The organism is Hydrogenophaga sp. (assembly GCF_035481345.1).
In the GTDB taxonomy this organism is placed as follows: domain Bacteria; phylum Pseudomonadota; class Gammaproteobacteria; order Burkholderiales; family Burkholderiaceae_C; genus Hydrogenophaga.
This window is the reverse complement of sequence record NZ_DATIGV010000041.1, coordinates 15,384-41,787: the sequence shown is the minus strand read 5'-3', so window position 1 is coordinate 41,787 and position 26,404 is coordinate 15,384. Positions and strand designations below refer to the sequence as shown.

23 protein-coding genes are annotated in these 26,404 nt (G+C 69.1%); 2 read left to right on the top strand and 21 right to left on the bottom strand.

Features of this window, described 5'->3' with window-relative positions:
- Positions 1-24: 24 nt before the first annotated feature.
- From VLG41_RS04110 to VLG41_RS04040, 15 genes are all read right to left on the bottom strand, one after another.
- Entirely contained in the window at positions 25-1,266 is a 1,242-nt protein-coding gene (locus tag VLG41_RS04110) for a CoA transferase (RefSeq protein WP_325348127.1), read from the bottom strand.
- Positions 1,267-1,269: 3 nt separating this feature from the next.
- Positions 1,270-2,415 carry an FAS1-like dehydratase domain-containing protein gene (locus VLG41_RS04105; protein ID WP_325348126.1) on the bottom strand — a complete coding sequence of 382 codons (1,146 nt, stop codon included), beginning with the start codon at positions 2,413-2,415 and terminating at the stop codon, positions 1,270-1,272.
- Positions 2,416-2,464: 49 nt separating this feature from the next.
- Positions 2,465-4,027: an acyl-CoA synthetase gene (locus VLG41_RS04100; protein ID WP_325348125.1), complete on the bottom strand. Its 1,563-nt coding sequence runs from the start codon at positions 4,025-4,027 to the stop codon at positions 2,465-2,467.
- Between the two features lie 128 nt (positions 4,028-4,155).
- Positions 4,156-4,584: a PaaI family thioesterase gene (locus VLG41_RS04095; protein ID WP_325348124.1), complete on the bottom strand. Its 429-nt coding sequence runs from the start codon at positions 4,582-4,584 to the stop codon at positions 4,156-4,158.
- A gap of 60 nt (positions 4,585-4,644) precedes the next feature.
- Positions 4,645-6,087 carry an FAD-dependent oxidoreductase gene (locus VLG41_RS04090; protein WP_325348123.1) on the bottom strand — a complete coding sequence of 481 codons (1,443 nt, stop codon included), beginning with the start codon at positions 6,085-6,087 and terminating at the stop codon, positions 4,645-4,647.
- Between the two features lie 7 nt (positions 6,088-6,094).
- On the bottom strand, positions 6,095-7,069 hold the full coding sequence (locus VLG41_RS04085) for a tripartite tricarboxylate transporter substrate binding protein (protein WP_325348122.1): 975 nt from the start codon (positions 7,067-7,069) through the stop codon (positions 6,095-6,097).
- Positions 7,070-7,107: 38 nt separating this feature from the next.
- Positions 7,108-8,094 (bottom strand): tripartite tricarboxylate transporter substrate binding protein, encoded by a 987-nt coding sequence (locus VLG41_RS04080; protein ID WP_325348121.1) that lies wholly within the window; start codon positions 8,092-8,094, stop codon positions 7,108-7,110.
- Positions 8,091-8,993: a sugar ABC transporter substrate-binding protein gene (locus VLG41_RS04075; protein WP_325348120.1), complete on the bottom strand. Its 903-nt coding sequence runs from the start codon at positions 8,991-8,993 to the stop codon at positions 8,091-8,093. Before VLG41_RS04075 ends, VLG41_RS04080 begins: the two co-directional genes overlap by 4 nt.
- The gene (locus VLG41_RS04070; protein ID WP_325348119.1) at positions 8,993-9,715 is read right to left on the bottom strand and encodes an SDR family oxidoreductase; all 723 of its coding nucleotides are present in this window, start codon (positions 9,713-9,715) and stop codon (positions 8,993-8,995) included. The genes VLG41_RS04075 and VLG41_RS04070 overlap by 1 nt, the downstream gene beginning before the upstream one ends.
- Before the next feature lie 99 nt (positions 9,716-9,814).
- Positions 9,815-11,593, bottom strand: a complete 1,779-nt coding sequence (locus VLG41_RS04065) for a thiamine pyrophosphate-binding protein (protein ID WP_325348118.1) — start codon at positions 11,591-11,593, stop codon at positions 9,815-9,817.
- Positions 11,594-11,606: 13 nt separating this feature from the next.
- The gene (locus tag VLG41_RS04060; RefSeq protein WP_325348117.1) at positions 11,607-13,067 is read right to left on the bottom strand and encodes an aldehyde dehydrogenase family protein; all 1,461 of its coding nucleotides are present in this window, start codon (positions 13,065-13,067) and stop codon (positions 11,607-11,609) included.
- On the bottom strand, positions 13,067-13,459 hold the full coding sequence (locus VLG41_RS04055) for a cupin domain-containing protein (protein ID WP_325348116.1): 393 nt from the start codon (positions 13,457-13,459) through the stop codon (positions 13,067-13,069). The genes VLG41_RS04060 and VLG41_RS04055 overlap by 1 nt, the downstream gene beginning before the upstream one ends.
- A gap of 50 nt (positions 13,460-13,509) precedes the next feature.
- On the bottom strand, positions 13,510-16,044 hold the full coding sequence (locus VLG41_RS04050) for a branched-chain amino acid ABC transporter ATP-binding protein/permease (protein ID WP_325348115.1): 2,535 nt from the start codon (positions 16,042-16,044) through the stop codon (positions 13,510-13,512).
- A gap of 10 nt (positions 16,045-16,054) precedes the next feature.
- The gene (locus VLG41_RS04045) at positions 16,055-16,930 is read right to left on the bottom strand and encodes a branched-chain amino acid ABC transporter permease (protein WP_325348114.1); all 876 of its coding nucleotides are present in this window, start codon (positions 16,928-16,930) and stop codon (positions 16,055-16,057) included.
- Between the two features lie 7 nt (positions 16,931-16,937).
- Positions 16,938-18,188 carry an ABC transporter substrate-binding protein gene (locus tag VLG41_RS04040; RefSeq protein ID WP_325348113.1) on the bottom strand — a complete coding sequence of 417 codons (1,251 nt, stop codon included), beginning with the start codon at positions 18,186-18,188 and terminating at the stop codon, positions 16,938-16,940.
- Between the two features lie 160 nt (positions 18,189-18,348).
- Here VLG41_RS04040 and VLG41_RS04035 point away from each other — a divergent pair, with 160 nt between their 5' ends.
- Entirely contained in the window at positions 18,349-19,284 is a 936-nt protein-coding gene (locus VLG41_RS04035; protein ID WP_325348112.1) for a LysR substrate-binding domain-containing protein, read from the top strand.
- A 72-nt stretch (positions 19,285-19,356) separates the two neighbouring features.
- Here VLG41_RS04035 and VLG41_RS04030 read toward each other — a convergent pair whose 3' ends face one another.
- Positions 19,357-21,858, bottom strand: coding sequence for an autotransporter domain-containing protein (locus VLG41_RS04030; RefSeq protein WP_414652434.1), 2,502 nt, complete (start codon positions 21,856-21,858; stop codon positions 19,357-19,359).
- Between the two features lie 234 nt (positions 21,859-22,092).
- Here VLG41_RS04030 and VLG41_RS04020 point away from each other — a divergent pair, with 234 nt between their 5' ends.
- Positions 22,093-22,548: a hypothetical protein gene (locus tag VLG41_RS04020; protein WP_325348109.1), complete on the top strand. Its 456-nt coding sequence runs from the start codon at positions 22,093-22,095 to the stop codon at positions 22,546-22,548.
- A gap of 11 nt (positions 22,549-22,559) precedes the next feature.
- On the opposite strand, the gene VLG41_RS04015 is transcribed toward VLG41_RS04020, so the two are convergent.
- From VLG41_RS04015 to VLG41_RS03995, 5 genes are all read right to left on the bottom strand, one after another.
- Complete coding sequence (locus VLG41_RS04015) at positions 22,560-23,759, bottom strand: MFS transporter (protein WP_325348145.1); 1,200 nt, start codon at positions 23,757-23,759, stop codon at positions 22,560-22,562.
- Between the two features lie 137 nt (positions 23,760-23,896).
- Positions 23,897-24,205, bottom strand: a complete 309-nt coding sequence (locus tag VLG41_RS04010) for an Atu4866 domain-containing protein (RefSeq protein ID WP_325348108.1) — start codon at positions 24,203-24,205, stop codon at positions 23,897-23,899.
- Positions 24,206-24,264: 59 nt separating this feature from the next.
- Positions 24,265-24,762, bottom strand: coding sequence for a carboxymuconolactone decarboxylase family protein (locus VLG41_RS04005; RefSeq protein WP_325348107.1), 498 nt, complete (start codon positions 24,760-24,762; stop codon positions 24,265-24,267).
- Positions 24,763-24,881: 119 nt separating this feature from the next.
- Entirely contained in the window at positions 24,882-25,850 is a 969-nt protein-coding gene (locus VLG41_RS04000) for an AraC family transcriptional regulator (protein WP_325348106.1), read from the bottom strand.
- A 90-nt stretch (positions 25,851-25,940) separates the two neighbouring features.
- Positions 25,941-26,369 (bottom strand): helix-turn-helix domain-containing protein, encoded by a 429-nt coding sequence (locus VLG41_RS03995; protein WP_325348105.1) that lies wholly within the window; start codon positions 26,367-26,369, stop codon positions 25,941-25,943.
- Positions 26,370-26,404: the final 35 nt, after the last annotated feature.

Below are 26,404 nucleotides of genomic sequence, written 5' to 3'. Positions count from 1 at the left end.
TGTTGGGTGGTGATGATGGGGTGTTCAGGTCAACGCATGGCTTTCTCCGTGGTGCGAGCCGGCGGCGAGCTCGAAGCCCGGCACCGCACCGCTCGCCTGCATCTGCCGCAGTTCCTCGTCACTGAAGCCCAGGCGGCTCAGGATCTCGTTCGCGTGCTCGGCGAAACGCGGCGGCGCTTCGCCGGGCTGGCCCGGCGTGCCCACAAGGCGCACGGGTGAGCGCAGGCCCGTGTGCTCGCCACGGCGCACCACCGTGCCCCGGTGCGCGCAATGCGGGTGTTCCAGCGCCTGCGGCACCGACAGCACGGCCGCCGCCGGCACGCCGGCGCGCATGAGCGTCTCGCACAGGGGCCCGCCATCGCGCCCGGCGATCGCCGCCTCGATGGCCTCCTTCAGCGCGTCGCGGTGTTCGACGCGCAGGGCATTCGAGGCGAAGCGCGGATCGCGCGCGAGCGCGGGCGCCGACACCTGCTCGCAGAAGCGGCGGAACTGCGCGTCGCTGAGGATGCCCAGGAAGACCTCGCCATCGCGCGCGCGGAACTTGTCGTACGGCGCGATGTTGGGGTGCGCGCTGCCCAGCAGGCCGGGCCGCTGCCGCGAGGCAAACCAGTTGGCGGCGTGGGGCAGCAGCAGGCTCAGCGCCGTGTCGTACAGCGTTGCCTCGACCCGCTGGCCATGGCCGTCGCGGTCCCGCGCGCGCAGCGCCATCAGGATGCCGGCCATGGCCACGTAACCGGTGAGGTGGTCCACCACCGGCACGCCGACGCGGGTGGCGCCGCCGCCCTCGTCGCCATTGACGCTCATCAGCCCGCACTGCGCCTGCAGCACGGCGTCGTAGCCTGGCAGTCCGCCCAGTGGGCCGTCAGCGCCGAAGCCGGTGATGCTGCAGTGGATGAGGCGCGGATGCCGGTCCGCCAGCGCCTGCTCATAGCCCAGGCCCCAACGCTCCAGCGTGCCGGGCAGGAAGTTCTCCACCAGCACGTCGGCGTCGGCCAGCAGGCGGTGCAGCACCTCGCGCGCCAGCGGTTGCGACAGGTCCAGGCTCAGTGTGCGCTTGCCGCGGTTGAGCGCGGAGAAGTACGCCGCGTCCCCGCAGGCATCGAACGGTGGGCCGAGGCGACGCGTCTCGTCGCCCGCGGGCGGCTCCACCTTGATCACCTCGGCCCCGTGCTCGGCCAGGATCTGCGTGCACAACGGGCCGGCGAGCACCCGCGTAAGGTCGATGACCTTGAGGCCGTGCAGCGCGCCGGGGGGCTGCCGGTTCATGGCTCAGCGTCCCTTGGAAGGCAGAACCACGATGCCCGTGCCGCGCACCGAGAGCTCGTCGTCCTGGTTGCGGCCTTCCTGCTCGATCTCCACCAGGTGGCGGCCACCCTCCACGAGCTTGCGTTTGACCCGGCCTTTGATGAACAGCATGTCGCCTTCGGGGTTGTGTCGGCGCACCTGGCAGCTCGCCTTGTGCAGGAAGCCGGCGTCGCCCATCCAGTTGGTGAGGTGGTGCGTGAGCCAGGAGGTGCGCTCCGGGCCGTAGTCGTAGGCGCCAGGGGCGCCCACCTCCAGCGCGAATTCTTCCTCCCAGTGCACGCGCTCGGGCACGTCGGGGATGCCGAAGCGGTTCTTGATGCCCACGCCCGGGTGCGCGTCGATCAGCTTCCAGGCGAGCTTGTTGGCGCGGATGTAGAGGCCGCCCCAGCCCTGCGCGTAGGCGATGAAACCCGTCACGGTCATCGGCCCCTTGAACATGGTGGGCAACTCCTCGCCCTCTTTCACGTCTTCCCAGTAGCGCGGCACGGCACCACGCACTTCCTCGTTGCGGTAGAGCTTGTAGGCCTCGCCGAGCTCCTCGTCGGTGTAGCGGCGCGGCTCGCGCGAGCGCGCCTCGCTGTACTTCGTTCCCTGTTCGCGCGCGTGGTCGCGCTCGGTTCGGAAGCACCAGCTGTCGGCCTCGGCCACCTTGTCGCCGTTCTGGTTGAAGAAGTCCACGTGGTAGATCTGCTGCACGGCGCGGCCGGCGAACCGCGTCTGATGCTCGATCAGATCCTTCAGGTGCGCTTCGGTGTGGATCTCGTCGTTGCGCAGCACCGGCTTGTGCCAGGTCCAGTCCGCGCCCGACCACATGGCGTGCACGCCGGGCAGGCCGCCCACGTAGCCCGAGACGATGCGGCTGGTGGCGAACAGGAAGCTGGGTAGCGCGACGAGGGTGCCGTAGCTGGTTTTCTCGGCGTATGCCGGGTCGCACCACAGCGGGTTGTCGTCGCCGATGCCGTGCGCGTAGTGGCGGATGTTGTCGCGCGTGGCCTCGTGGCACCACGGCTCGGCGGTCTGGCCGATCTTCACGCCGATGCGCTGGCGCAACTCGTCGAGGCCCTGTTCGGTGATCTTGGGAAAGCTGCGTTGGTGCACCTTGGTCAACATGCGGATGTCTCCTTGCTTCAGAAACGGGTTGGAACGAAACGGGGGGTGATCACGGCGCCACGGCCAGCGACTGTTCGAGTTCACGCTGGCGCAGCACCTTGCGGTGCACCTTGCCGGCGGGCGTCTTGGGGAGTTCGGGCACGAAGGCCACGTGGCGCGGGTACTCGTGCTGGCTCAGCTTCTCGCGCACCAGGTTCTGGATCTCGGCGGTGAAGGCCTCGTCGCCGGCGCGGGCGCTCACCACGAAGGCCTTGACCACCTGGCCGCGCAGTTCGTCGGGCACGCCGATGGCCGCGGCTTCCAGCACATCGGGGTGCATGAGAACCACGTTCTCGATCTCGACGGCGCTCATGGTCCAGCCCGCCGAGATGATCACGTCGTCGGCGCGACCGCCGTGATAGAAGTAGCCGTCGGCGTCGGTGCGCCCCAGGTCCTTGGTGCGCACCCACTGGCCGCGGCGCATCACCATCAGCTCGCCGGTCACGCCGGGCGGGCACACCTGACCGGCGGCGTCGTGCACCTCCACCCGCGTGCCCGGCACCGCCTTGCCGAGGGAGCCGCGTTTGACGGTGAAGTCCTTCGCGCCGGGGTAGCTCACCAGCACCACACCGATCTCGGTGGTGCCGTACATGCTGCACACCTCGAGGCCGAACGTGCGCCAGATGAAGCGCGCGGTGTCGTCGTCGATGGGTTCGCCCGTGAACGACAGCTTGTCGAAGGCGAAGCGGTACTGCCCCGCCTGGCCGCAGTTCTTCATCATGCGGTAGTGCGTGGCAGCCGCGCTCATGTTCGTGAAGCGGTGCGCGTGCAGGGCCTGCAACAGACGTTCCGGCTTGAACTTGCCGCTGTAGGCACCCACCGTCAGGCCCATGGCCAGCGGCGCCAGGGTGCCGTGCCACAGGCCGTGGCCCCAGGCGGGTGACGAGGGACAGAAGAAGCGATCACCGGGGCGGATGCCGGTGCCGTACAGCGCCGCTACCGTCAGCGTCACCAAGGCCTTGTGCGTGTGCTTCACGGCCTCGGGCAGTTCGCGCGTGGTGCCTGAGGTGTACTGGAACACCGCGAGTTCGTCGGCCCGGGAGCGCACCTGATAGCGGCTTGGCCACGCCTGCAGGCTGTCATGGAAGTCTGCGTCATACACCAGGGTTTCGGTGGCGGCGATGCTGCGGGTGATCTCCGCCTTGGCGGCGTTGGTCACCAGCAAGCGCGGCTGGCAGTCGTTGACGCGCAGGCGAATGCCATCGGGCCCGAACAGAGTGAACAGCGGCACCGCGATGGCGCCGCACTTGATCACGCCGAACATGGCCGTGTAGAAGGCGCGGGACGGGTCCAGCATGATCGCCACGCGATCACCGGGCTGAACGCCCCGGGACGCCAGGTAATGCGCGAAGCGCGACGAGTCGTCCGCCAGCTCGGCGTAGCTCAGCACCTCGTCGGTGCCGTCCGCGTGCACCACCACCAACGCGTCCCTGCCACTGCCCGCGTGCCGGTCGATGCACTCGTGGGCGATATTGAGCTGTTCACGGTTGCCGTCGAACAGCTCCCACAGTTTCTCCGGGGAAAAGGCGGCTTGCGCTTCGGCGTACAGGCTGAGATCAGTGAGGCGTGTCATGGGGCATCTGCATTCGTTTGGCGTGAATGCAGTTTCGTTCTCGACGTCACTTTTGTCAATAGACACTATATTTTGTCTATATACAACTTATGACGAGGCAAAAAAAGGGAGCGGTCCGCCGCCCCCCTTCATCCGCCCATCACCTTGAGGATGGCCTGTCCACTGAGCACCGCCTGCCCGGCGGCACTCACCTGGCCCTGCATGAAGATCAAACCACGCGTCCTGTGCTGGACGCGGGCGCTGCCCTCGACGAACTGCCCGACCTGCACAGCCGCCAGGAACTGGCTGTCGAGTTGTACGGTCACGCAGGGCTTGCGATCGCAGGCCTCCCAGGCCACGGTGCTCACCACGTGATCGAGCAGGGTCGCGAGCGCACCGCCATGCATCACGCCAGCCGGGTTGAGATGCTGCTCACCGACCAACAGACCATAGCGCCAGCCCTGTGCCTCGCGGCGCGTCCACAGCGGTCCGGCCGTGCCCATGAACCCGGCCAACTCACGCGGCTTCCAGCCGTCGGCCTCGAGTTGTTCCCTGGTCAATCCTGTTTGCATGCGCATGCTCCATCGCTCGTTCCAATCGATCGAACGATCGATTGTCCATGGCAAACCAATTTGTACCTACGCTTCAGTTTGACCAGTGACTTCAGCTCCCACCCTTCGCCCCGACACGAAGGCCCAGGCCAGGTGGTGTCCGTGGCCCTTGAGCAGCAGACCGCCCTGCCCCGTGGCGCCCGCGGCGTAGAGGCCTTCAATGGGCCGGTCGTTGGCATCGAGCACGCGGTGGCGCGTGTCGACCATGAGGCCGCCTTCGCTGTGCACGAACACCGGACGCACCGGACCCAGGGCCACGTAGGGCCCTTCACCCAAGGAGCGCGCCGCCACCGCTTGCGCCAAGGCCTCGGATGACATGCCCAGGCGCGACGCCAGCGCCGCCACTCTGGGGGCCTCGGTGAACACGTCGGGCCGGTTGCGGCGGTAGTCGTCGATGTAGGCGTAGGCGATGCCGGGCGCGGTGGAGATGAAGTTCGGCCAGACCGCGAAGCGTTGCGCGAGCGCGCGGTCCAGCACGATGTACCCCTGCTTGTCCGGCTGGTCGGCCAGGCGCCAGGCCGCACGGTCGAGTTCGTCGCCGAAGCGCTCGCCGCGCCGGTTCACCAGGGCCGCACCGGCCTCGAACAGCGCCATCGAGGGCGCCAGCGCGGTGGTCAGGAACTTCATCATCAGCGGGCGCAACAGGGCCGCCGGCAGGTGGTCCAGCGACCAGCCCATGAGGCCGGCCAGCCAGCGCCAGGGCGGCAGGCGGCGCACGAAGGTTTCGGTAGCGGGCGCGATGAAACGGATCTCGGGGCCGAGCGCGAGGTCGCCGTTGACGATGCGCGCGCCCAGCGATTCGGCCAGGCGCTGGCCGTCGCCCGTGGCCGTGGGATTCACGCCCTCCACGCGCGATTCCTGCTCTCCCATGAAGCGGCGCTTGAATTCGGGGCTGTTGGTGAAGTCGCCCGCAGCCAGCACCACGCCGCGGCGCGCCTCGAAGCTCAGGCGGCCGTTGGGCCCTTGCGCTTCGACGCCCACGACGCGCTCGCCTTTTCGCAGCAACGCGTCAACGCGCACACCGCAGCGGATCTCCACGCCCACGCGGCGCGCGCGCCGCTCCAGGTGGTAGATGAAGGAACGCGAGTTCGGCAGCACGTTGTGCATGCGCGGCTGGCGGTGCGGCGGCTCGGGCATGGGGCCCATGAAGCGCACGCCCGAATCCAGCAACCACTGGAAGGTCTCGGGGATGTGATCGCACAACACGCGGCGTAACTCGGCGTTGTCGCGCGCATCGAGATCGCCCGCGAAGCCCGGCATGTCGGCCCAGTGGTCGGCCGGGCTGTCCACGATGCCGCGCCGCCGTTGGTGTGGCGTGCCGGTGGACGTGACCGAGCCGATGGACCAGGCGGTGGATCCGCCGAGGCGCTCGTTCTTTTCGAGCAGCAGCACGCGCGCGCCACGCTCGCGCGCCTCGATGGCGGCGGCCAGCGCGGCGCCGCCACCGCCCACCACGATCACGTCGTGCATCGGCGCCTCAGTCGAGTTTTATGTTGGCGGCTTCGATCACCGCACTCCACTTTTTGGTCTCGTCCTGGTTGCGTCTGGCCGCTTCGGCCGGCGTGCCGCCCAGGACCACCACGCCCAGGCTGTCCCAGCGCTTCACCAGGTCCGCGTCCTTCAGGACCGCGTTGATGTCGCTGTTGAGCTTGTTCACCACGGCCACCGGCACGCCCTTGGGCGCTGAGATGGTGTACCAGGGCACCGAGGCGTAGCCAGGCAGACCGGCCTCGGCCACCGTGGGCACGTCGGGCAGGCTGGGGTTGCGCCTGGTGCTGGTCACGGCCAGCGCGCGCACCTTGCCCGAGGGCAGGTGCTGGTGCGCGGTGCCCAGGCTGTCGAACATGAAGTCGATGCGGCCACCGAGCAGGTCCGTCATGGCGGGCGCGCCGCCGCGATAGGGCACGTGCACCACCTCGGTCTTGCTCATGTAGCGGAACAGCTCGGCCGCCATGTGCATGGCCGAGCCGTTGCCGGCCGAGCCGTAGCTCAGCTTGCCGGGCTGGGCTTTCATCAAGGCAAGCAGCTCGCTCACCGACTTGGCGGCCAGGTCCTGGCGCACCAGCAGAACGCTGGGGCTTTCGGCCACCAGGATGACGGGTTGCAGTTCGGTGTTGGGGTCGTAGCGCAGGTTGGGGTAAAGCTTGGTCGCGCCGTTGTGGGCGATGGTGGCCAGCACCAGCGTGTAGCCATCGGCCGCGCCCTTGGCCACCTGCTCGCCACCGGTGTGGCCACCCGCGCCGGGCTTGTTCTCCACCACCACGCTCTGGCCCAGGCGCGGCGAGAGTTTCTCGGCCACGCCGCGCGCGAGCAGGTCCGCCGGGCCGCCGGCCGCGTACGGCACGACGAGGCGGATGGGCTTGCTCGGGTACACGTCCTGCGCCGTGGCGGCCAGGGCGGCGGTGATGATGGCCAGGCCCAGCAGGGCCGAGCGAACGGTCTTCTCGATCATGTCGTGTCTCCGGTAGGTGTGTGGTGCGCTCGGCCGGCTCAGTCGAGCTTGAGGTTCGCGGCCTCGATCACGCGCGTCCACTTGGTGGTCTCGCTCTGGATGAAGGCGCGCGCCTCGGCCGGCGTGTTGGGCGTGACGCCCATGCCCAGGGCGTTGTAGCGCTCGGCCACGTCGGGCGCGGCCAGCAGCTTCTGCACGTCGCGGTTGAGCTTGTCCACCAGCGGCGCGGGCGTGCCGGCAGGCGCGGCCAGCGTGAACCACGAGGTGCCGCTGAAGCCGGGCACGCCGGCCTCGGCGATGGTGGGCAGCTCGGGAAAGCGCGGATCGCGCTTGGGGCCGGTGACGGCCAGCGCGCGCAGACGACCGCCGCGCACATGCGCCATGCCCGAGGACATGTTCTCGAACATCACGTCCACCTGACCGCCGATGAGGTCGGCCAGCGCGGGCCCGCTGCCCTTGTAGGGCACGTGGTTCATGCGCTGGCCGATGGCGAGCTGGAACAGCTCGGTGATCATGTGGATGGACGAGCCCGGGCCGGCCGAGGCGTAGTTGATGCCGCCCGGTTTGGCTTTCGCCTCGGCGAGGAAATCCGCGAAGGTCTTGAAGCGCGAGTTGGCGGGCACCACCACGATGTTGGAGGCCTCGCCGATGATCATGATCGGCTGCAGCTCCTTCGCGGGCTCGTAGTTGAGCTTGCTGTAGCTCGCGTACGCCGCGTGGATGCCGATGGTGCCCACCATCAGGGTGTACCCATCGGCCGGCGAGCGCGCCACGTGCTGCGCGCCCAGGTGGCCGCTGGCACCGGGTTTGTTCTCCACGATCACGGTCTGGCCGTAGAGCGGTTGCAGGCGCTCGGCGATAAGGCGCGCGAGGATGTCCACCGCCCCACCGGGCGCCAGCGGCGCGACGATGCGCACGGTTCTGTTGGGGTAGTCCTGCGCCATTGCCGTGCCCATGCCGATGCCCGGCAGCGCGGCGGCCAGCAGGCCGGCGCCGGTGGCCTTGAGAAAACTTCTCTTCTTCATGCGTGTGGTCTCCTGAGTTCGTCGAGCGTGACGACGGGTCGCTGCTCGTAGGGCAGGTCCCAGCTCGAATGGTTGTGGCGGTCCACGATCTGCACCGGCAGTTCGATGCGCGGCGGAATGGCCTCGCCGCGCAGGTGGCGCACGGCGCATTCGGTGGCCAGATAGGCCATCTGCATGGCGTTGAAGTCGGCCGTGGCCAGCATGCGGCCAGCGCCGATGGCCTCGATGGCCTGCGGGATGGCGTTCACGCCCACCACGGCGGCGCGCCGGCCGGCGCCGGGCAGGGCGTCGAGCACACCGATGGCCATGATGTCGTTGGCCACCAGGCAGGCGTCGGGCGCCTCGTTCGTGGCGAGCCAGCGCGTGGTGCGCTCGCGCGCCACGTCGCGCGCGTAGTCGCCGGCGATCGGGCCGGCCCAGCGGATGCCCGGGTAGTTCTCGCTCGCCGCGCGAAAGCCACGCAGGCGCTCGAGGCTGGTGTACGACTGATCTGGACCGGTGACCACGAGCACGCGGCCCTGGCCACCCAGGTGATCGAACAGGTAAGTGGCAATGGCCTGCGCGAGCGCGGCGTCGTCCGAACTCACGTAGCCCGCCATGGGCGCGGCGTCGATCGGGTTGACGAAGCCGATCATGGGAATGCCGGCGGCGGCGATGCGGCGGATGGCGGGATCGACCTTCGTCGCGTGCACGGGCGAGAGCACGAAGGCGTCGGGCTTCTGATCCAAGGCCAGCGCCTCGTCAATCAACGCGATCTGTTGATCCGGGTCGTCCGGTGTCTGCGGCACGAAGTGCAGCACCTCGGCGCCGCCCAAGGCCGCTGCCGCGCGCTCCGCGCCCAGGCGGGCCGCGCCATAGGCCGGGTTCGTCAGGTTCTTCGTGAAGACGGCGAGCCGCATCACACCATGCCACCGTTGGGCTGGATGATCTGGCCATGCACCCACGAGGCCTTGTCGGACGCGAGGAAGGCCACGACCTCGGCCACCTCGTCGGGCTGGCCCACGCGGTTGAAGGGGCTCATGCCGGCCGAACGGGCAATCGCCGCCTCGTCCTTGCCCGCGCGGAACAGGTCTGTGTCCACCGGGCCGGGCGCCACGCCATTGACGCGGATGCCGCGCGGCGCGAGCTCCTTCGACATGGAGCGCAGCAGGCTTTCAACGCCGGCCTTGGTGGCCGTGTAGGCGCCACCACCGGGCACGGCCACGCGCACCATGGAGGTGGTCAGGCCGATGATGTTGCCGCCGTCGGCCACGTGTTTCGCGGCGGCGCTCAGCACGTTGAAGGCGCCGACGAGGTTCACCTCAACGACCTTGCGGAAGTTCTCCGGGTCGTACTGCGCGATGGGGCCGGGCGGCACGTTGATGCCCGCATTGGCCACCACGCAGTGCGGCGCGGCGCCGAAGTCCCTGGCCACGTTGGCGAACACCTGGGCCACTTGCGCGGGCTCGCGGATGTCGACCTGGTAGCCCTTGGTGGTGGCGCTGCCGATCTTCTGCGGCACGTTGGGTGCGCTGCTCACGTAGGTGTAGGCCACGTCATAGCCGCTGTCGGCCAGCTTCTTCACGGTGGCAGCGCCGATGCCGCGCGTGCCGCCGAAGACGAGGGCAATTTTTCTGCTCATGAATGCTCCAATGGTTCGAGGATCGAAGGGCCTTTTCGCGGGCCACCGCGGAACCGGCTTTGCCGGGCCGCTGGTGGCGTCCCCTGGGGGGAAGCCGCGTCAGCGGCGCAGGGGGGTTCCGAACACGGGTTCCTTGAACGGAATCGGCGGCAACTGCCAGGTGCCGGTGGACGGCGGGCGCACGTCGGCGTCCACGTGCACGTCGATCACGCAGGGGCGTTTGTTCTTCAGTGCCTGCTGCACGGTGGCGCCCAGGTCCTGCGGGCGCGTCACGGTGTAGCCGTCGGCGCCAGCCGCGCGGGCCCAGGCCGCGAAGTCGGGGTTGTAGCGTTCGCCGCTCTGGCCCTTGTAGAAGGCGGTGCCGATCTCGCGGCCATCGAACAGGCCATACTGCAGGTCGCGGATGGCGCCCCAGGCGAAGTTGTTCCAGATGATCCAGACGACGGGCAGGTTCAGCTCCACCGCCGTGCACAGCACGTAGGGCGCCATGGTGAAACCGCCGTCGCCCACCACGGCCACGCAAGGCCGCTCGGGCGCGGCGAGCTGCGCGCCCATCACGCCGCAGACGCCGAAGCCCATGCTGGAGTAACCCCAGCTGTTGAGCATGCTTTGCGGGCGCCTGGCTTGCCAGAACTGCATGAACCAGTTGTGGTGCACGCCCGAGTCGAGCGCGAGGATCACGTCGTCCGGCAACACCTGCTGCAGCGTGCCCACCACGAACTCGGGGCGCAGCGGGTTCGTGGAATCGCCGAAGTGCGGGCGCACGAAAGCCTCCCACTGCGCCTGCCAGCCCTGCACCTGCTCCAGCCAGGGCGCGTAGCGCTCGGCCGATGCCTGCGCACGCTGCGGCAGCGCGTTGATGAGCTGGCGCGTGAACACCTTGACGTCGGCGATCACGCCGAGGTCGGGCGCGTAGTTGCGGCCCAGCTCCTGCGGGTCGATGTCGACGTGAATGAGCTTGGTCGTGGGGAAGTTCCACGAGTAGCCCTCGTGCCAGCTCGATGAGCTGCGGTCGTCGAAGCGCGTGCCCAGGGTAATGACGAGGTCCGCGCGGCGACCGGCCTCGTTCGCCGGGTAGGCGCCGTTGCGGCCGATGAAGCCCAGGGCCAGCGGGTGGTCGCCGCGGATGCAGCCCATGCCGTTGGGCGAGGTGATGACGGGAATGCCGAGCCGCTCGGCGAGTTCGGTGATCTCCTCGCCCGCTTCGGACAGCGTGGCGCCGTGGCCGATGAAGAGCACGGGCTGGCGCGCGGCGGCCAGCAGGGCCAGGGCCTCGGCCACATCGGCCTCGCTGGCGCCGGGGCGGTGCGCGCGGTGCAGGTTCGAGGCCGGTGGCAGCTCGACGTCGGCCTCCTCCTGGTACACGTTGTAGGGAATGTCCAGGTTCACTGGCCCGGGGCGTCCGGTGACCATGGTGTCCATGGCCTGGCGCAAGGCCAACGGCAGCATGTCCACGCGGCTGGGCTGGAAGGCGCGCTTGACCACCGGGCGCATCACCTGCGCGAAGTCGGCCTGGTTGTGCTTGTAGAGCTCCTGGAAGGGCGCGCGGTTGTGCTGCGAGGTCGGCACGTTCGAGGTGATGCACAGGAAGGCCGAGGAGTCCGACAGCGCGGTGGCGCAGGACATCACCATGTTGGCCGAGCCCGGGCCGGTGGAGGTGAGCGTGGCCACCGGCTTGTGCTTCACGCGGAAGTAGGCGTCGGCCATGTGGCCGGCGCACTGCTCGTGGCGCGGGGAGACGAGGGTGAGCTTGTCTCGCACGTCGTAGAGGGCATCGAGGATGCCGACGTTGCCGTGGCCGCAGATGCCGAACACGTACGGCACCTTCTCCTGGACCAGGTACTCGGCGATCAGTTCGCCACCTTTCATCTTGGGCATGTTCGCTATCCGTTCAATTCATCGTGAAAGTGACGACCCGTTCCTCGGTCATCTCGTGCACCGCGTAGCGCGGGCCTTCGCGGCCGAAACCGCTGTCCTTGGAGCCACCATAGGGCATCAGGTCCACGCGCGAGCTCGAGGTCTCGTTCACGTGCACGCCGCCCACTTCCAGCTGGTGCGCGGCGGCGAAGGCGGCGTCGAGCTGGTGGGTGAAGATGCCCGTGGCCAGGCCGAAGGGCGTGGCGTTGACACGGGCGATGGCCTGCTCCAGCGTCTGGAAGGGCAGGATGCAGACCACCGGCCCGAAGATCTCGCGGCAGCTCACGCGCATGTCGTCGCGCAGGTTCGTCAGCAGCGTGGGCGGCACCACCGCGCCCTGGCGCGGGCCGCCGGCCAGGCGCTTCGCGCCCGCGGCCACGGCCTGCTCGATCCAGGCCTCGATGCGGATGGCGGCGTCCTCGCTGATCACGGGGCCGACGAAGGTCTTGCCGTCGCTCGGGTCGCCATAGGGCAGGGCCTGAACCATCGTGGCCAGGCGGACTTCAACCTCGGCCTGCAGCGATTCGTGCACCAGCAGCAGTTGCACCGAGGTGCACACCTGCCCCGCCTTGCGAAAGCCCGCGTTCACGACCTTGGGCAGGGCCGCGTCCAGCCGCGCGTCCTCGCAGAGGATGGTGCAGGCGATGGAACCCAGTTCCATCTGCGTGCGGCGCAGGCCGGCGGCCTGCTGGATCAGGCGGCCCACCTCGGTGCTGCCGGTGAAGGCGAAGAAGCGCACGCGCTCGTCGGCCTGCAGCCAGCGCACCACGTCGCCACCGCCGTGCAGCACATTGAGGAAGCCCTTGGGCATGCCCGCCTCCAGCAGCACCTCGGCCAGCAGGCAGGCCGTCAGCGGGGTGTGCGTGGAGGGCTTGAGGATGACCGCATTGCCCGCCGCGAAGGCGGGCGCGACCTTGTGCGTCACGGTGTTGAGGGGCGAGTTGAAGGGCGTGATGGCCGCCACCACGCCCAGCGGCACGCGGAGGGTGAAGCCGATGCGGCCCGCCGCGCCGGGCGCGCCGCCCAACGGGATCACGTCGCCCGCGAGGCGGCGTGCCTCGTCGGCTGAGAGCTTGAGCGTCTGCAGGCAGCGGCGCACCTCGCCGGCGGCGTCGCTCTGCGTGAAGCCGGCCTCGCGCTGCATGGCGCGCACGAACTGATCGCTGCGCGCCTCCAGCAGCGCGGCGGCGCGCTCCAGCACCACGCCGCGCTCGTAGGCCGCCGGCACGCCGCGCCGGAAGGCCGCGTGAGCCACGTCCACCGCGCGGCGCGCCTGCGCCTCGTCGGCCTGCGTGAGTTCGGCGAAGTCCTTCAGCGTGTACTTGTCGCGCACGCCGACGCGCGGGCCCTGACCGTCCACCCATTCGCCGTCGATGAGCTGGCGCAGCACGCCGTGGCGCGCCGGGTCCAACAGGGCCGATGCCTGACGGTCCATCACAGGGCCTCCTCGTCGTCCGACGCGGGCGTGGTGATCACCAGGAAGACCAGGCCGGCGGTGCCGGTGTTGTGGAAGCTGTGACGAATGCCCGGGGGCACATAGACGAAATCGTGAGGGCGCATCAGGTGGCGTTCCTCATCCAGCGTGAGCACGCCCTCGCCCTCCAGCACGTAGTAGACCTGCTCCTGCACCTTGTGCACGTGCTCCTGCACGCAGGCCATGGGCGCGTAGCGCGAGATGCGGAAGTCCAGGCGGCGGCTGCCAGTGGTGTCGGGGCCGGCCAGCTCCTTGGAGAGCGCGCCGCCGAAGTGGCCCGGGTACTCCTTCCAAAGCAGGTTCGCCATCTTTTCCACCAGCGCCTGGCCAGGGGGACGGGGGGTTTGACTCATGTGCTTTCCTGTATCGCGTAGTGTGTGGGGGAGGAATTCGGTCCCGGGGCTCAGAGCCAGAGAATCTTCTTGCGGTAGTCGAGGTCGGTGAGCAGCGGCTCGGCCGGGCCTTCGTGGAACACGGCGCCGCGCTCCAGCGCGTAGGCGCGGTCGGCCAGGGCCAGCACCAGGTCCAGGTTGTGCTCGACGATGACGATGGCCACGTGCTGGCGCAAGCGGTCGAACACGGTGAACAGCTCCTGCACCACGGTGGGCGCCAGGCCTTCGAAGGGTTCGTCCAGCAGCAGCAGGCGCACGTTGCCCGACAGCGCGCGCGCCACGGCCACCATCTGCTGCTCGCCACCCGAGAGGTAGTCGGCCGCGATGTGCATGCGCTCCCGGATGCGCGGGAAGAACTCGAAGACCTTCTCTTCGTCCCACACCACGCCGGTGCTGCCATCGGTGGGTCGCGCCAGGCGGCCCAGGGAGAGGTTCTCGGCCACCGTCATGCCCGCAAACAGGCCGCGCCCCTGCGGCACGTAGCCGATGCCCAGCCGCGCGATGTCGGGCGCGCCCAGGCCGGCGATGTCGCGGCCGTTGAAGACCACGCGCCCGCTGACCGGCGGCACCAGGCCCACCAGGCTCTTGAGCAAGGTGGACTTGCCCGCACCGTTGCGGCCCAGCAGCGCCACGATCTCGCCCTCGCGCACCTGCAGGCTGGCGCCGTTGAGGATGTGGCTCTTGCCGTAGAAGGCGTCGACCTTGTCGAAGTCCAGTACCAGCGGCCGATCGCCCGTGGCGACGCCGCTGCGGCCGGTGACGGGGGGCGTGCCGGTGCCGGTATAGATCTCCTGCACACGGCGGTCGTCGCGCACCTCGGCCGGCGTGCCGCTCATGAGCACCTCGCCCTGGTTCATCACGGTCACGCGGTGGGAGAGCTCCAGCACGCGGTCGATGTCGTGCTCCACGATCAGCACCGGAATGTTGCTGGCGATGGTCTTCACCAGACGCGACACGCGCTCGCGCTCGGCCGCTGCCAGGCCCGCCAGAGGCTCGTCCATCAGCAGCACCTGCGGCTTGCTGCCCAGTGCGATGCCCAGATCCACCAAGCGCTGTCCGCCGTAGGACAGGTCGGCGCCGCCCACCTGTTCCATGCCTTCGAGGCCCAGGAATTTCATGAGCTCGGCGGTCTCGGCGTTGACGCTCGGGAAACTGTCCACGTCGCGCCAGAAGTTGAAGCGCGCAGGGTGGCGGGCCTGCACCGACAGGCGCAGGTTCTCCTGGATCGTCAGGCCCTTGAACAGGTTGGTGATCTGGAAGGAGCGCGCCAGGCCCTGCTGGCAGATGCGGTCGGGCGAGAGGTGGTGGATCACCTCGCCGTGCAGCTTCACCGTGCCCGTGCTCGGCGGGAACATGCCCGAGATGAGGTTGAACGTGGTCGTCTTGCCCGCGCCGTTGGGACCGATGAGCGCGTGGATCTGCCCGGCCTGCACGGCCAGGTTGGCACCACGCACGGCCTGGATGCCGCCGAAGCGCATGCCCACGTCGTGCGCTTCCAGCACCGCGCCCTCGCGCCGCGCGGGGCGCAGGAACTCGGGCAGCGGCAGGCCATCGTAGATCTTGCGCTTGCTCATGGCCGCGCCGTCGGTGGGCGGCGGGCGCAGGCGGCGTTGCACCTGGCCCCAGATGCCCGTGAGACCCGAGGGCGAGAAGATGATGAAGCCGACGAAGATGAGGCCGAAGTACAGCAGCCAGTTGTCGGTCCACATCGAGAACAGTTCGCGAAACAGCAGGAAGAACAGCGCACCCAGGACCGGCCCCAGGAAGCTGTGCATGCCGCCGATGACCACCATGGCCAGCAGCTCGCCCGAGAAATGCACCGCCGTGGACTCGGCCGCCGCCAGCCGGTGCAGGAACACCAGCAGCGCACCCGCCAGGCCCGTGACCGTGGCCGACAGCACGAAGGCCAGCAGCTTGTAGCGCTTGACGTCGTAGCCCTGGAAGGTGGCGCGCTGCTGGTTCTCGCGGATGGCCACCAGCACATGGCCGAAGGGTGATCGCACCACGCGGTGCAGCGCGCATACCACGGCGAAGCCCACCAGCGCGGCGAACACGTAGTAGCTCAGGTGGCCGTTGAGGTCGGCGGGCCCGAAGCTCACGCGTTCGATGCCACCCAGGCCGCCCTCGCCGCCCGTGAGGCTGGTCCAGCGGAAGGCAATGGCGAAGGTGAGCGCGCACAGCGCCAGCGTGAGCAGCGAGAAGTACACGCCACGCCGCCGCAGGATGAGGAAGCCCACCACCAGCGAGAGCGCGGCGGTGAACAGCACCGAGAACAGCAGGGGCAGCAGCATCTGGCCCTTGAACCAGTGCAGTTGCGCCAGCCCCGCCGCGTAGCCGCCGATGCCGAACCAGGCCGCGTGACCGAAGGACACGAGCCCGGTGTAGCCCACCAGCAGGTTCAGGCCCATGGCCGCCATGGCCAGAATGACCACGACCGTGGCCGAGTCCAAGGTGAGGCCGATGGCCTGGAACACGAGCGGCAGCAACACCAGGCCGGCCGCGGCGATCCACAGCGGGCGGTGCCGGGAAGACAAAAGAGCTTTCATTCTTGTGGTCTCACTCGAAGCGCTCGATGCGCTCGCCCAGCAGGCCGCGCGGCCGGAACATCAGCACCAGGAACATCAGGACGTACATCGAGGCCTCGCTGGCCGCCGGCGCGAAGTGCGTGGTGATGCCGCGCACGACACCCACCAGCAGCGCCGCCGCCACCACCCCCCAGAAGCTGCCCAGGCCGCCGATGACCACCACCACGAAGGCCACGGTCATGATCTCCATGCCCATGGCGGGGTGCACGATGGCAATGGGCCCGAACAGCACGCCGCCCAGCGCGGCCGTGGCCACGCCCAGCACCACGATCGCCGTCATGTAGGGCTGCAGCTTGATGCCGAGCACGGCCACCATGTCGGGCTTCTGCACGCCCGCGCGCACCACGCGGCCGAAAGCCGTCTTGTGCAACAGCAGCCAGATGCCGGCCATCACCAGCACCACCACGCCCAGGATGAACAGGCGGTACTTGGAGAACATGAACTCGCCGAGCATCACGTTGCCCTTGAACTCCGCCGGCATGTTGGAGGCCAGCGGCGCCGAGCCCCAGATCATGCGCAGCGCCTGTTCCGCCACCAAGGCCAGGCCGAAGGTGACGAGCAGGCTGAGGATGGGATCGGCCGAGTAGAAGCGGCGCAGCAGGAAACGCTCGAAGGCGATGCCCAGCAGGCCCACCAGCAGCGGCGTGATGACGATGCTGGGGCCGAAGCCGACGAAGCGGATGACTTCCAGCGACAGGTAGGCGCCCAGCGCGTAGAACGCGCCGTGCGAGAGATTGACGATGCCGCCCACGCTGAAGATCAGCGAGAGACCGAGCGCGAGCAGCAGGTAATAGCCCCCGAGCACCAGGCCGTTGACGACCTGCTCGAGCAAGAAAACGATCTGCATCACCCGGTCACATCTTGCAGGCGCTCTCCGACTTGGGCGGCGCGAGTTTTTCGAGGGGTTCATTGGCGGCCGGCACGGCTTCGCCGAACTGCAGGAAGTCCTGCTTGTGCTTGGCCTGGCCCTTGGGCTTCACCGTGAAGGGGTAGGCCTCCTGCATGAGCTGGTGGTCCCAGCTGCGGAAGTAGGCCTTGCGCGCCTTCAGGATGTCGAACTGCGCCTCGCTCTCGAAGTAGGCGATCAGCTTGTCGGTGTCGGTCGACTTCGTTTCCTTCATCGCCTGCACCAGCATCATGAGCGAGACGTACTCGATCCAGGCGTGGTTCTCGGGGAGGCGGTTGTACTTCTTGGTGAAGCGCTCGACGAAGGCCACGCTGCCCGGCGTCTTGAGTTCGTGGTGCCACACCGTGGGCCAGATGCCGCCCAGGTTGCCTTCGCCCGCGGCCCAGGCGTCGGCCGTGTTGAGGTTGAAACCCGCCACCGGAATCTGCAGGCCGAACTCCGCGTACTGCTTGACGAAGTTGGTGACCTGGTTGCCACCGAGGTTGGTGGCGATGAGGTCGGGCCGCGCCTGGCGGATCTTGATCATCTGCGAGCTGAAGTCGGTCAGGTCGGTGGGCACCAGTTCGTCACCGATCACGGTGCCGCCGTTGGCGGTGAAGAAGCGTTTGGCCGCGCGAGAGAGGTCGTGGCCAAAGAGGTAGTCGGAGGTCAGCGCGTAGATCTTCTTGCCCTTGACCAGGCCCTCGCGCAGCAGGGCCTCGCCGGCCGCGTTCACCATCACCGTGACGGGGATGTCCACGTGGAAGGTGTAGCGATTGCAGTCCTTGCCGCGCAGCGCGTCGGAACGCGCGCCGATGCTCATGAACATCGTCTTGTTGCGCGCCGCCACCTGCGAGATAGTAAGCGCCGAGGCCGAGTTGATCTCGCCCATCAGCACCAGCACCTTGTCGCGCTCGATCATGCGCTGGGCTTTGCTGGAGGCCGTCTGCGGGTTCACCGAGTCTTCGCTGATCAGTTCGATCTTGCGGCCGTTCACGCCGCCGGCGGCGTTCACCTCTTCCACCGCCATCTTGATGCCCTGCGTGGCGTAGTCGCCCAGCGCGCCCAGGAAGCCCGTGAGCGGCGTGAGGTGGCCGATGCGGATGGGTTCATTGCCTTGCGCCAACGCCGGCAAGCCGAGCGCCGCCCCCCCGGCAACCAACGCGCCGGCCTTGAGCAGCGTGCGCCGCTGCGTGCCCTTGTCCTGTGTCTGCTCCACGGTGTTGTCTCCTCGTTGTAGGAATTCGCACTTGGGGTGCGGCGTGGATAGTAGGAAGACCGGGGCACTCTGAAAAATACTGTTTTCCGAGACTGGATAGAAGAAAATCCTATAGCCCGGAAATCACCCCCTCCCCGGGAGCAATGGAGACGACAAGGACATGGACTTCCGGCAACTCAAGTACTTCGTGCAGATCGTGGAGAGCGGCAGCCTGGCCAAGGCCTCGCGCCAGCTCTTCATCGCGCAGCCCGCGCTGAGCCAGCAGATCGCCAAGCTGGAGGCGGAGGTGGGCAAGCCCCTGCTGATCCGCACCGCCAAGGGCGTGACGCCCACAGAGAGCGGCACCGCCCTGCACCACCACGCTCGCTTCATGCTGCGCCAGCTCGAGCAGGCGCTCAGCATCGCGCGGCAGGACCCGGGCTCGGTGCACGGCATGGTGTCGGTGGGCCTGGCGGCCACCACGGTGTGCGCGGTGGGCGTCAGCTTCATGCGCCGCATCCGCGAGAAGTACCCCGGCATCGTGCTCAACGTGGTCGAGGGCATGAGCGGCCACCTGGCGCAGATGATGCGCATGGGCCAGCTCGACCTGGCCATCCTCTTCAGCCGCGACGCCGTGCCGGATCTGCCGAGCGAGCCGCTGGTGGAGGAGGAGCTGTTCGTGATGCTGCCGCAGGACAGCGAGCTGGTGCCTCAGCGGCGCGTGAAGATCAGTTGCGCCGAGACGGCGGCGCTGCCGCTGATCTTGCCCACCAGCATCCACGGCCTGCGCCGGCGCATCACCACCGAATTCGAGCAGCGCAGCCTGACGGCCCACGTGGTGGCCGAGATCGATTCGCTCTCGCTCCTGATGACCTGCGTGCGCGACGGCCTGGGTGCCACCATCAAGCCCATGGCCGCCGCGCTGCTGGAAGGCCGCATGCGCGAGCGCTGGCGCACGCTGGCGTTTTCCGACGCCGACATGAAGCGGCCGAACTACCTCTACTCGGTGGACCCGACGCGGCTGTCGCCGGCAGCGGCCGTGGTGCGCACGGAGTTGCGCGAGACGGTGAAGGATCTGGTGCGCGAGGGCGTGTGGCGGGGCGTGAACCTCATCTGACGCGGCGCACCGCCGCCGACGCGAAAACGCCGGGCGCGGGTACGAACGGCCGCGCGCCCGTGCAGGACGGCGTCACCAGAGCACCCGCACCCCCACCCCACCGCTGATGCCGCTGTCGGTGCGCGCGCCCCCACCCAGTTCCCAGAGCTGGCTCAGCTCGCCGTACAGGCTGGTGCGCGGGCTGAGCTGCCAGCTCGTGCCCAGGCTCAGCTCGCCGCTGTTGCCACCGGTGCGGCTGCTGATGTCGGTGCCGCCCACTCCGCCGGCGAAGCGCGTCACGTCGGTGCTGTTGCTGCGCTTGTAGAGGTTGAGGCTGGCGTAGGGACGCAGGGCGCCCGGGCCGGCGTTGAACAGACCCTTCACGCGCACGCCAGCGCGCACGATCCAGCTGCCGTCGGTGTCCTGCTGCACCGTGGCGCCGCCGAGGCCGGTGTCGTCCAGGCTCAGGTGCTGGTAGGCCACCTGCACCGAAGGCTCGATCTGCCAGCGCGTCGAGAGCGCGAAGCCCTGGGCCGCTTCCAGCGAGGCCATCAGGCTGTCGCCCTTGCCCGCGCTGGACTCGCCCTCGGCGGGCGTGGCGGTGTAGCGGTGGCGGCCCAGCTGCAGCACGGCGTCCAGGCTCAGGCTGTCGCGCTGCCAGGTGGCGTAGCCGCCCAGGTACTGGCTGCGCAGGTCGTTGCGGCCCGACGAGTAGTTCGCGGCACCGCTTTCCTGGCCGCGCACGGCCATGTCGCCCTCGAGCTGGCCCAGGTAGAGACCGGCGCGCCAATTCGCGTTGGTCCACAGGTCGGTGCCGGTCTGAAATCCGTTCAGGCGCCCGTTGCTCGTGGGGCTCACGGTGCCCTGTTGGGCGATGTCGCGGTCCACGCTGAAGACGCGGCCCCAGGCCTGGCGCTCGCGGCCGTCGGCGTCGATGGCGGTGCGCGACTCGCCCATGCGCTGCTGGCGGTTGGCCAGCATGGCGATGTCGAGCGCGCGGAACTGCTCGGGCACCACGGCGTACAGCGCCACCTCGGCGCGGTAGCCCTCGGAGCGCAGGTACCAGTTCTCGCCCGCACCGTTCGCGTCGGCCGCGTACAAGCGGTACTGGTAGGCGCCTCCACCCACCACGCCACCGGCCAGGCGGAAGGCGTCCTTGGTGGTCTGCGCGGTGGTGGTGGCCCCGCCGGTGGCGGTGATGACCTCGATGCCGTTGCCCGTGGTCTCGGCGCCCAGGGCATCGAAGTTGGTGATGCGCAGCAGCGTATTGCCGCTGGCGCTGGCGGCCGCGCCATCGAGCACCAGGCGGCCACCGCCCAACTGCAGCGTGCCGCCATTGCCCACGTAGGCGCCCGTCATCGTGAGCGTGCCGCCCGACAGCGACACCGTGCCGGCGTTGTTCAGCGCGCTCAGGGTCTGGTTGAAGGCGCCGACGTCCAGCGTGCCCGTGGCGCCGACCGTATGGGCCGAGGCGGCGCTGAAGGCATTGGCCACGCCCGCGCGCAGCGTGCCGCCGGTGATGGTCGTCGCGCCGCCGTAGGTGCTGGCGCCGGTGAGCGTCGTCACGCCGCTGCCCACGTGGTTCACGCTGGTGCTGCCGGTGATGGCCGGGGCAAAGCCATAGGCGCTGGCGTTGTGGTTGAAGTTGAGCACCGCCGTGCCGGCGCCGCCGTTCACTGCAGAGGCGATCACCGCACCCGGTGCCACCGCGGCCTGCCCCACGGCGCCACCGATGTTCAACACGGCGGAGCCGCCGCCGTTGGCCGCGAGGTTGATCGCGGAAGCCCCGCTGTTGGCGGAGACCATCGCCCCGTCGGCCACGGTCAGCGTCGCCGAGCCCGACGCACCCAGGTTGATGGTGACGGTGGTCGACATCAGTCGGGAGCCGGCCCCTGTGATCAACCCGGTGAATCCGCCTGGCATGGAGCCCAGATGAAGGACAGCCCCCTCCAGCGTGCCTCCCTCGGACACCTCCAGCGTGCCGCGCTGATGGATATACAGGACCGAGGAGCGCAATATCGAGCCGGCACCGCTGACGAGCACATCGGCAACCCCGCCGTTGGATACCGCTGCTGATGTGCCGCCGAGCCGTATGCCCGACGGGCCCGTCGAGGTGAGCACACCCCCGTCCAACACACGGATGCGGGCCTGTCCCGAAACGCCCTGAAGCACGGTCGCCATCACCGTGGTGCCCGAACCCTGAACGGTCAAAGCGCCTGTGGTGCCAGCCGTTTGACCCACCTGCAAACCGCCAAGGGTGCCGAAGTCCGCCCCGGCTTCGAACGTCAGCGCGGCTCCGGCGGCAGACTCCACCGTCAAAGTGCCGCCCCCGGGGACGAGTGCCACGTTGCCCCGAACCGGCGGCAGGGCCGTCGCGAGGGTGAAAGAGCCCACCAGGTTGATCGTGGAACTCGGGTCCGTGCTCGCGTTCGCCGCGTTGATCGCGGCAATCAATTCGGCTTCATTGGAGGCCGTGAATGTGGCCGCCTGCGACATGCCGCTGCCCGCCAAGCCGGCCAAGGCCAATGCCACGCCGCCAAGCGCTCGCGCCGAACCGCGCGCCCTGCTGCGCGGTGTGCTCGCGTTTTCTGCCACTGCCACGCTGGCGCCGAGCGCCGCGTTCCATACCGTTTTGTGACACCGGTTCACTGGATCGCCTCCCTATGAAAACAATAGCGCTACACGGCGGAAACATGCGGCCCGCCGAGAAGCACGGCAGTCTAGATGTTGCGGGAGCAACCAACTCCGGCCGGGGATGACCAAAGGAATGACTGGGGGCATGAGCGGCCTTCGCTTCTCATCGGGCGGGCACCACGGCACACTGGTCCCATGAACACCTCATCGCCCCGGTACCTGGCAGCGGCCCTGGCGGCGGCCCTGTCGCTCGCGGCCTGCGGAGACCGTGACACCGCCGCCACGACCGCCCCCGCACCCACCACATCACCCGAGCCGGCCCCCGCGCCCGCGCCCGCGGCCTCGCCCTCCGCGCCCGCGGCACCGCCTCCGGCGCCCGTCACCGACCAATGGATCGGCCAGTGGAACGGGCCCGAGGGGACCTTCGTTCGCATCACGGGCGGCAGCGGTCACTACGATGTCACCGTGCAGAACCTGGACGGACCGCGAACCTTTGTCGGCCGGGCGGCAGGCGACAAGATCGAGTTCGAACGCGACGGGAGATGGGAAACACTTCGCGCCAGCAACGGCGAGCAGACGGGCATGAAGTGGCTGGCCGGGAAGAAGGACTGCCTGATGGTTCGCGCGGGGGAAGGCTACTGCCGGGATTGACAGGGCCGCGCTCAGCTTGCTCTGCGCCCTGCCAGGAAGCAGACGATCGCAGCGCCCTGGATCGCCGCCGCGGCCAGGAAGAACGGCGAAGTGCCGGAGCCCATCCGCATGCCCTCGGCGGCCGATGCAGCGAGCACCAGTCCGAATGCCGCCGGCGCAAACGCGTAGGTGGCTTGCGCCAGCGCCACGATCAGCGCCACCACCCGCGGCACGTCTTCCCTGGCGAACTCCGCCTGCGCGATGAGCGGCGGCAGCGAGGTCGCGTTGCCGATGCCCAAGCCGAACAGCACCGTGCCGAGCAGGACCCACACGGTGTGTTGTTCGCCCGCCAGCAGCAGCGTCACCGTACCCACCAGTTGAACACCGTAGGCCAGCGCAGCGACGGTGCGGCGGTTGGCACCCGAGGGCAAGATCCTCGCCACGACGAGGCGCCCGCCCATCGCGCAGGCGGTCGACAAGCCCATCACAAGGCCGGCGGCTTGCGCGCCCAGCGCAGGGACCAGCAGTGAGAAGAGATGCGCCAGCAGGCCGATCTGCGCAAACAGGCCCACCGCCATGCCCAGGGCCAAGGTGACGAAGCCGCGGTCGCGCCACAACAGCCGGCCGGTCAGCGCGCGCACCGGGACCGACGCGACGCCTGCCGCGGCGGCAGACGGCGCGATGCCATCTGGATGCTGACCGAGCCGCTCAGGCGTCCTGGCATACACCCCGCGCGCCAGCGCGGTCATCACGGCGACCATCGCCAGCCCGATGGCCATGGCCGCGGCCGTGAAGCCCCAGTGGGCAATCAACAGCACCCACAGCGGCGCGAACACCACTCCGCCGACGCTGGCACCGTTGTAGGCCTTGGCCAGCGCCATCGGACGGTCTCGCACATACCACGGTGCGATGGCGGCGTTCACGGCCACCGCGCCCATCGTCACCCAGCCCGCACCGCTGACGAGCGCGCAAGCCATCAGCTGCCATGGCGTGCCCGCGACCGACCAGCCCAGCACGCCCAGCCCCGTGCACACGGCGCCTATCACCGCCGTTGGCCCGACACCCAGCGACCGATGCAGAACAGGCAACCGGGAGACGACGAGTGCGCCGAACAGGTAGTGCACGGTGATCGCGGTACTCACCAGGGCCAGCGACCAGCCGGTGCGCTGCACGACCGTGTGCAGAAAGATCGGGGGGCCGTAGAAGCCCACGCCCCAGCCGAACATGGCCATGATGAACGTCGCGCGGACGACCGAGGGGCCGAGGAAGTTGGAGGGTGCGTGCACGGGTTGCTGGCGAAGTGGCGCGATGCCACCGATGTTGACGCCCATCAGGGGCCGGATGCTTCGCTCGCAGCCGAAGCGTGCGGCTACCGACCCACCCGCAGAAACACGTAGCCCCCGTGATGGAACACCCCACCCACGAAACGCCCATCCGCCGTGAAGCCCGTGTCGTCCACGTACCAGATGCGCTCGCCGCGCACCCAGTAGCGCCCCTGGTACGCGCTCTTCCTTCCGCCCCGCTCTTCGTCGTAGCGGCCATTGGGCAGCAGTTCGTGGCGGATGTATCCGTCGTCCGTCACCCATAGGCCGAGCCAGGGGTGGCGCGCGGGATCGTCGTGGTGGTCGGGGCCGGGTTGTCCGGGGACCTGAATGGCGGGGGGCAGTGGTCGGGCCATGAGCAGCGAGGGCAAAAGAAAGGTGAAGAGGGGCAACGCCAGTCGCATACGCGCGCGGCTCATGGCCGGTCCGCGGGTGCCGTGGCCAGGCCGCGCTCCTTGAACAACTCCTGCAGGGTCTGCGAGGCTTCGATGGCGCGCGGGAAGCCGGCGGGAACAGTGATCAGGTAGGCGATTTCCTTCAGCTCGTCGGGCGTGGCACCGAGGTTGAGCGCGTAGCCGGCGTGGGTCTTGAAGAAGCCGCGCAGGCCCAGTGCCGCGAAGGCGGCCGAGGCGGCCAGCTGCCGGGTCTTGGGGTCGAGCACGGTGCGGCCCCAGACGTCGCCCAACGCGTACGAGGCCGTGCTCTCGGCCAGGAACGGAAATTCCTGGCGCATGGCCTCGAACACGGGTTGGGGCTGGCCGTTGTTGAGCTCGCGCAGCACCTGCAGGCCGCGCTCGTAGCGGGCGCTGTTCTCGGCCGGGGGCGACGTGGGGTTGGCGTGGGCGCTGGCCGCCAGCGCGGCGCTGCCCGCGAGGGCCAGACCCAGTCCGCGCCAGGTGATCGAGGTGTTCATCGAATGGGCTCCTTCAAAAGGTGGCTGGTGAAGCCACCCACTCTAGGAGCCCATGCGCCCGACGCCTTGCCCAAAACCCGTGGGCGCTTGCCCGTTTGTGCGCGATGCGCGCGATGGCGCTACGACAACCAGCGCGAGGCGCCGGCGTCCAGCAGGCGCTGCTTGTCGCGCCGCGGGGGCTCGCCGAACTGGCGCGCGTACTCGCGGCTGAACTGCGAGGGGCTTTCGTAGCCGATGTCGAAGGCGACAGAGGCGGCGTCCATGTCGGCGGTGACGAGCAGTCGGCGCGCCTCCTGCAGGCGCAGTTGCTTCAGGTACTGCAGCGGCGTGAGCGAGGTCACCGCCTTGAAGTGCTGGTGCAGGGCCGAGGGGCTCAGGTGCGCGATATCGGCCAGCTCGGGCACACCGAGCGGCTCCCGAAAACGCGCGCGCATGACGGCGATGACGCGCGCGATGCGCTGGTCGCCGGAGTCGGCCTGGGCGGTGCGCGCGATGCGCCAGCCGTTGGGGGAGGACAGCAGCCGGTACAGGATCTCGCGGCGGATCAGTGGCGCGAGCGCGGCGACGTCGCCCGGTGTGTCGAGCAGTTGCACCAGGCGCAGCAGGGCATCGGCCAGCGGCACGGTGGAGGGCTCGGTGTACAGGCCGCGCGCGGCGGGCGCGCAGGCCCCGGCCGGCTCGCGCGGCAAGCCGTGGTCCAGAACCATCTGGCTGACCTCGGTCTGTTCGATGCGCAGGTGCAGGCAAAGGTAGGGGTCTGCCGCCGTGGCCTCGATGACCTGGCCGACGAGGGGCAGGTCCTGCGAGACGACGAGGTGGCAGCGCTCGCCGTACTCGGTGACCTGGTCGCTCAGGAACACGCGCTTGCGCCCGGCCAGCAGCAGGCACAGCGAGGGGCGGTACATCACGCCGAGCGGTTCGCTGGGCGCGCCGGCGCGGATGAGCTGCAGCCCCGGGATGGGCGTGGGAAACATGCCGTCGTGCGTGGCGTGCCGCTCCACCAGGGGGCGCATGGCGGCGATGCGGGGGGCGATGTCGGCGGTCATGGCGAATGCCGGTGCGTCGGAGGAGCGGTCGATCTCGGCCATGGCGCGACTCTAGGGCACGGGCGCAACGGCGTCGACCGCCCGCGCCGCGTTCAGGCAAGCATGGAAGAGGATCGGGCAAGCACGGTGGGCTCAAGCGCCGTGGCGCAGTGGCCTGTACCGCTGGCGGTTTTCCAACGCGCCCGCCGAAGCGGCCTTCAGCAGCCGCTGGAATGACGGGCACTCCGCGTGGCTCGGCGCGGGGCATGCCGCGGCGTGCCGCAAGCCTTCGATCATGGTCTTCAGCCGCTTGACCATGCGCTCCAGCTCGTCGGCCTTGGACGACAACACGGCCCGGTCGATCTGCGGCGCGCCACCGGGCGTGAACATTTCCCGGATCTCGTCCAGCGAGAACCCGGCGGCCTGCCCCAGGGCGATCAGCGCCAGCTGGTCCAGCACCGCGGGCGAGAAGCGGCGCCGCGTCCCCGCCGATGTCAAGGCATGGATGAGGCCTTTGCGTTCGTAGTGGCGCAGCGCCGAGGCGGCCACGCCAGATTTTCTGGCGACTTCGGAGATGTCCATAAAAACCGCTTGACTTGAAGTTGACTTCAACTTCT

Coding starts and splice junctions, on each gene's coding strand:
- VLG41_RS04110 (WP_325348127.1), bottom strand. CDS start 1,266: ATGAACCGGCAGCCCCCCGGCGCGCTGCACGGCCTCAAGGTCATCGAC.
- VLG41_RS04105 (WP_325348126.1), bottom strand. CDS start 2,415: ATGTTGACCAAGGTGCACCAACGCAGCTTTCCCAAGATCACCGAACAG.
- VLG41_RS04100 (WP_325348125.1), bottom strand. CDS start 4,027: ATGACACGCCTCACTGATCTCAGCCTGTACGCCGAAGCGCAAGCCGCC.
- VLG41_RS04095 (WP_325348124.1), bottom strand. CDS start 4,584: ATGCGCATGCAAACAGGATTGACCAGGGAACAACTCGAGGCCGACGGC.
- VLG41_RS04090 (WP_325348123.1), bottom strand. CDS start 6,087: ATGCACGACGTGATCGTGGTGGGCGGTGGCGGCGCCGCGCTGGCCGCC.
- VLG41_RS04085 (WP_325348122.1), bottom strand. CDS start 7,069: ATGATCGAGAAGACCGTTCGCTCGGCCCTGCTGGGCCTGGCCATCATC.
- VLG41_RS04080 (WP_325348121.1), bottom strand. CDS start 8,094: ATGAAGAAGAGAAGTTTTCTCAAGGCCACCGGCGCCGGCCTGCTGGCC.
- VLG41_RS04075 (WP_325348120.1), bottom strand. CDS start 8,993: ATGCGGCTCGCCGTCTTCACGAAGAACCTGACGAACCCGGCCTATGGC.
- VLG41_RS04070 (WP_325348119.1), bottom strand. CDS start 9,715: ATGAGCAGAAAAATTGCCCTCGTCTTCGGCGGCACGCGCGGCATCGGC.
- VLG41_RS04065 (WP_325348118.1), bottom strand. CDS start 11,593: ATGCCCAAGATGAAAGGTGGCGAACTGATCGCCGAGTACCTGGTCCAG.
- VLG41_RS04060 (WP_325348117.1), bottom strand. CDS start 13,067: ATGGACCGTCAGGCATCGGCCCTGTTGGACCCGGCGCGCCACGGCGTG.
- VLG41_RS04055 (WP_325348116.1), bottom strand. CDS start 13,459: ATGAGTCAAACCCCCCGTCCCCCTGGCCAGGCGCTGGTGGAAAAGATG.
- VLG41_RS04050 (WP_325348115.1), bottom strand. CDS start 16,044: ATGAAAGCTCTTTTGTCTTCCCGGCACCGCCCGCTGTGGATCGCCGCG.
- VLG41_RS04045 (WP_325348114.1), bottom strand. CDS start 16,930: ATGCAGATCGTTTTCTTGCTCGAGCAGGTCGTCAACGGCCTGGTGCTC.
- VLG41_RS04035 (WP_325348112.1), top strand. CDS start 18,349: ATGGACTTCCGGCAACTCAAGTACTTCGTGCAGATCGTGGAGAGCGGC.
- VLG41_RS04020 (WP_325348109.1), top strand. CDS start 22,093: ATGAACACCTCATCGCCCCGGTACCTGGCAGCGGCCCTGGCGGCGGCC.
- VLG41_RS04015 (WP_325348145.1), bottom strand. CDS start 23,759: ATGGCCATGTTCGGCTGGGGCGTGGGCTTCTACGGCCCCCCGATCTTT.
- VLG41_RS04010 (WP_325348108.1), bottom strand. CDS start 24,205: ATGGCCCGACCACTGCCCCCCGCCATTCAGGTCCCCGGACAACCCGGC.
- VLG41_RS04005 (WP_325348107.1), bottom strand. CDS start 24,762: ATGAACACCTCGATCACCTGGCGCGGACTGGGTCTGGCCCTCGCGGGC.
- VLG41_RS04000 (WP_325348106.1), bottom strand. CDS start 25,850: ATGGCCGAGATCGACCGCTCCTCCGACGCACCGGCATTCGCCATGACC.
- VLG41_RS03995 (WP_325348105.1), bottom strand. CDS start 26,369: ATGGACATCTCCGAAGTCGCCAGAAAATCTGGCGTGGCCGCCTCGGCG.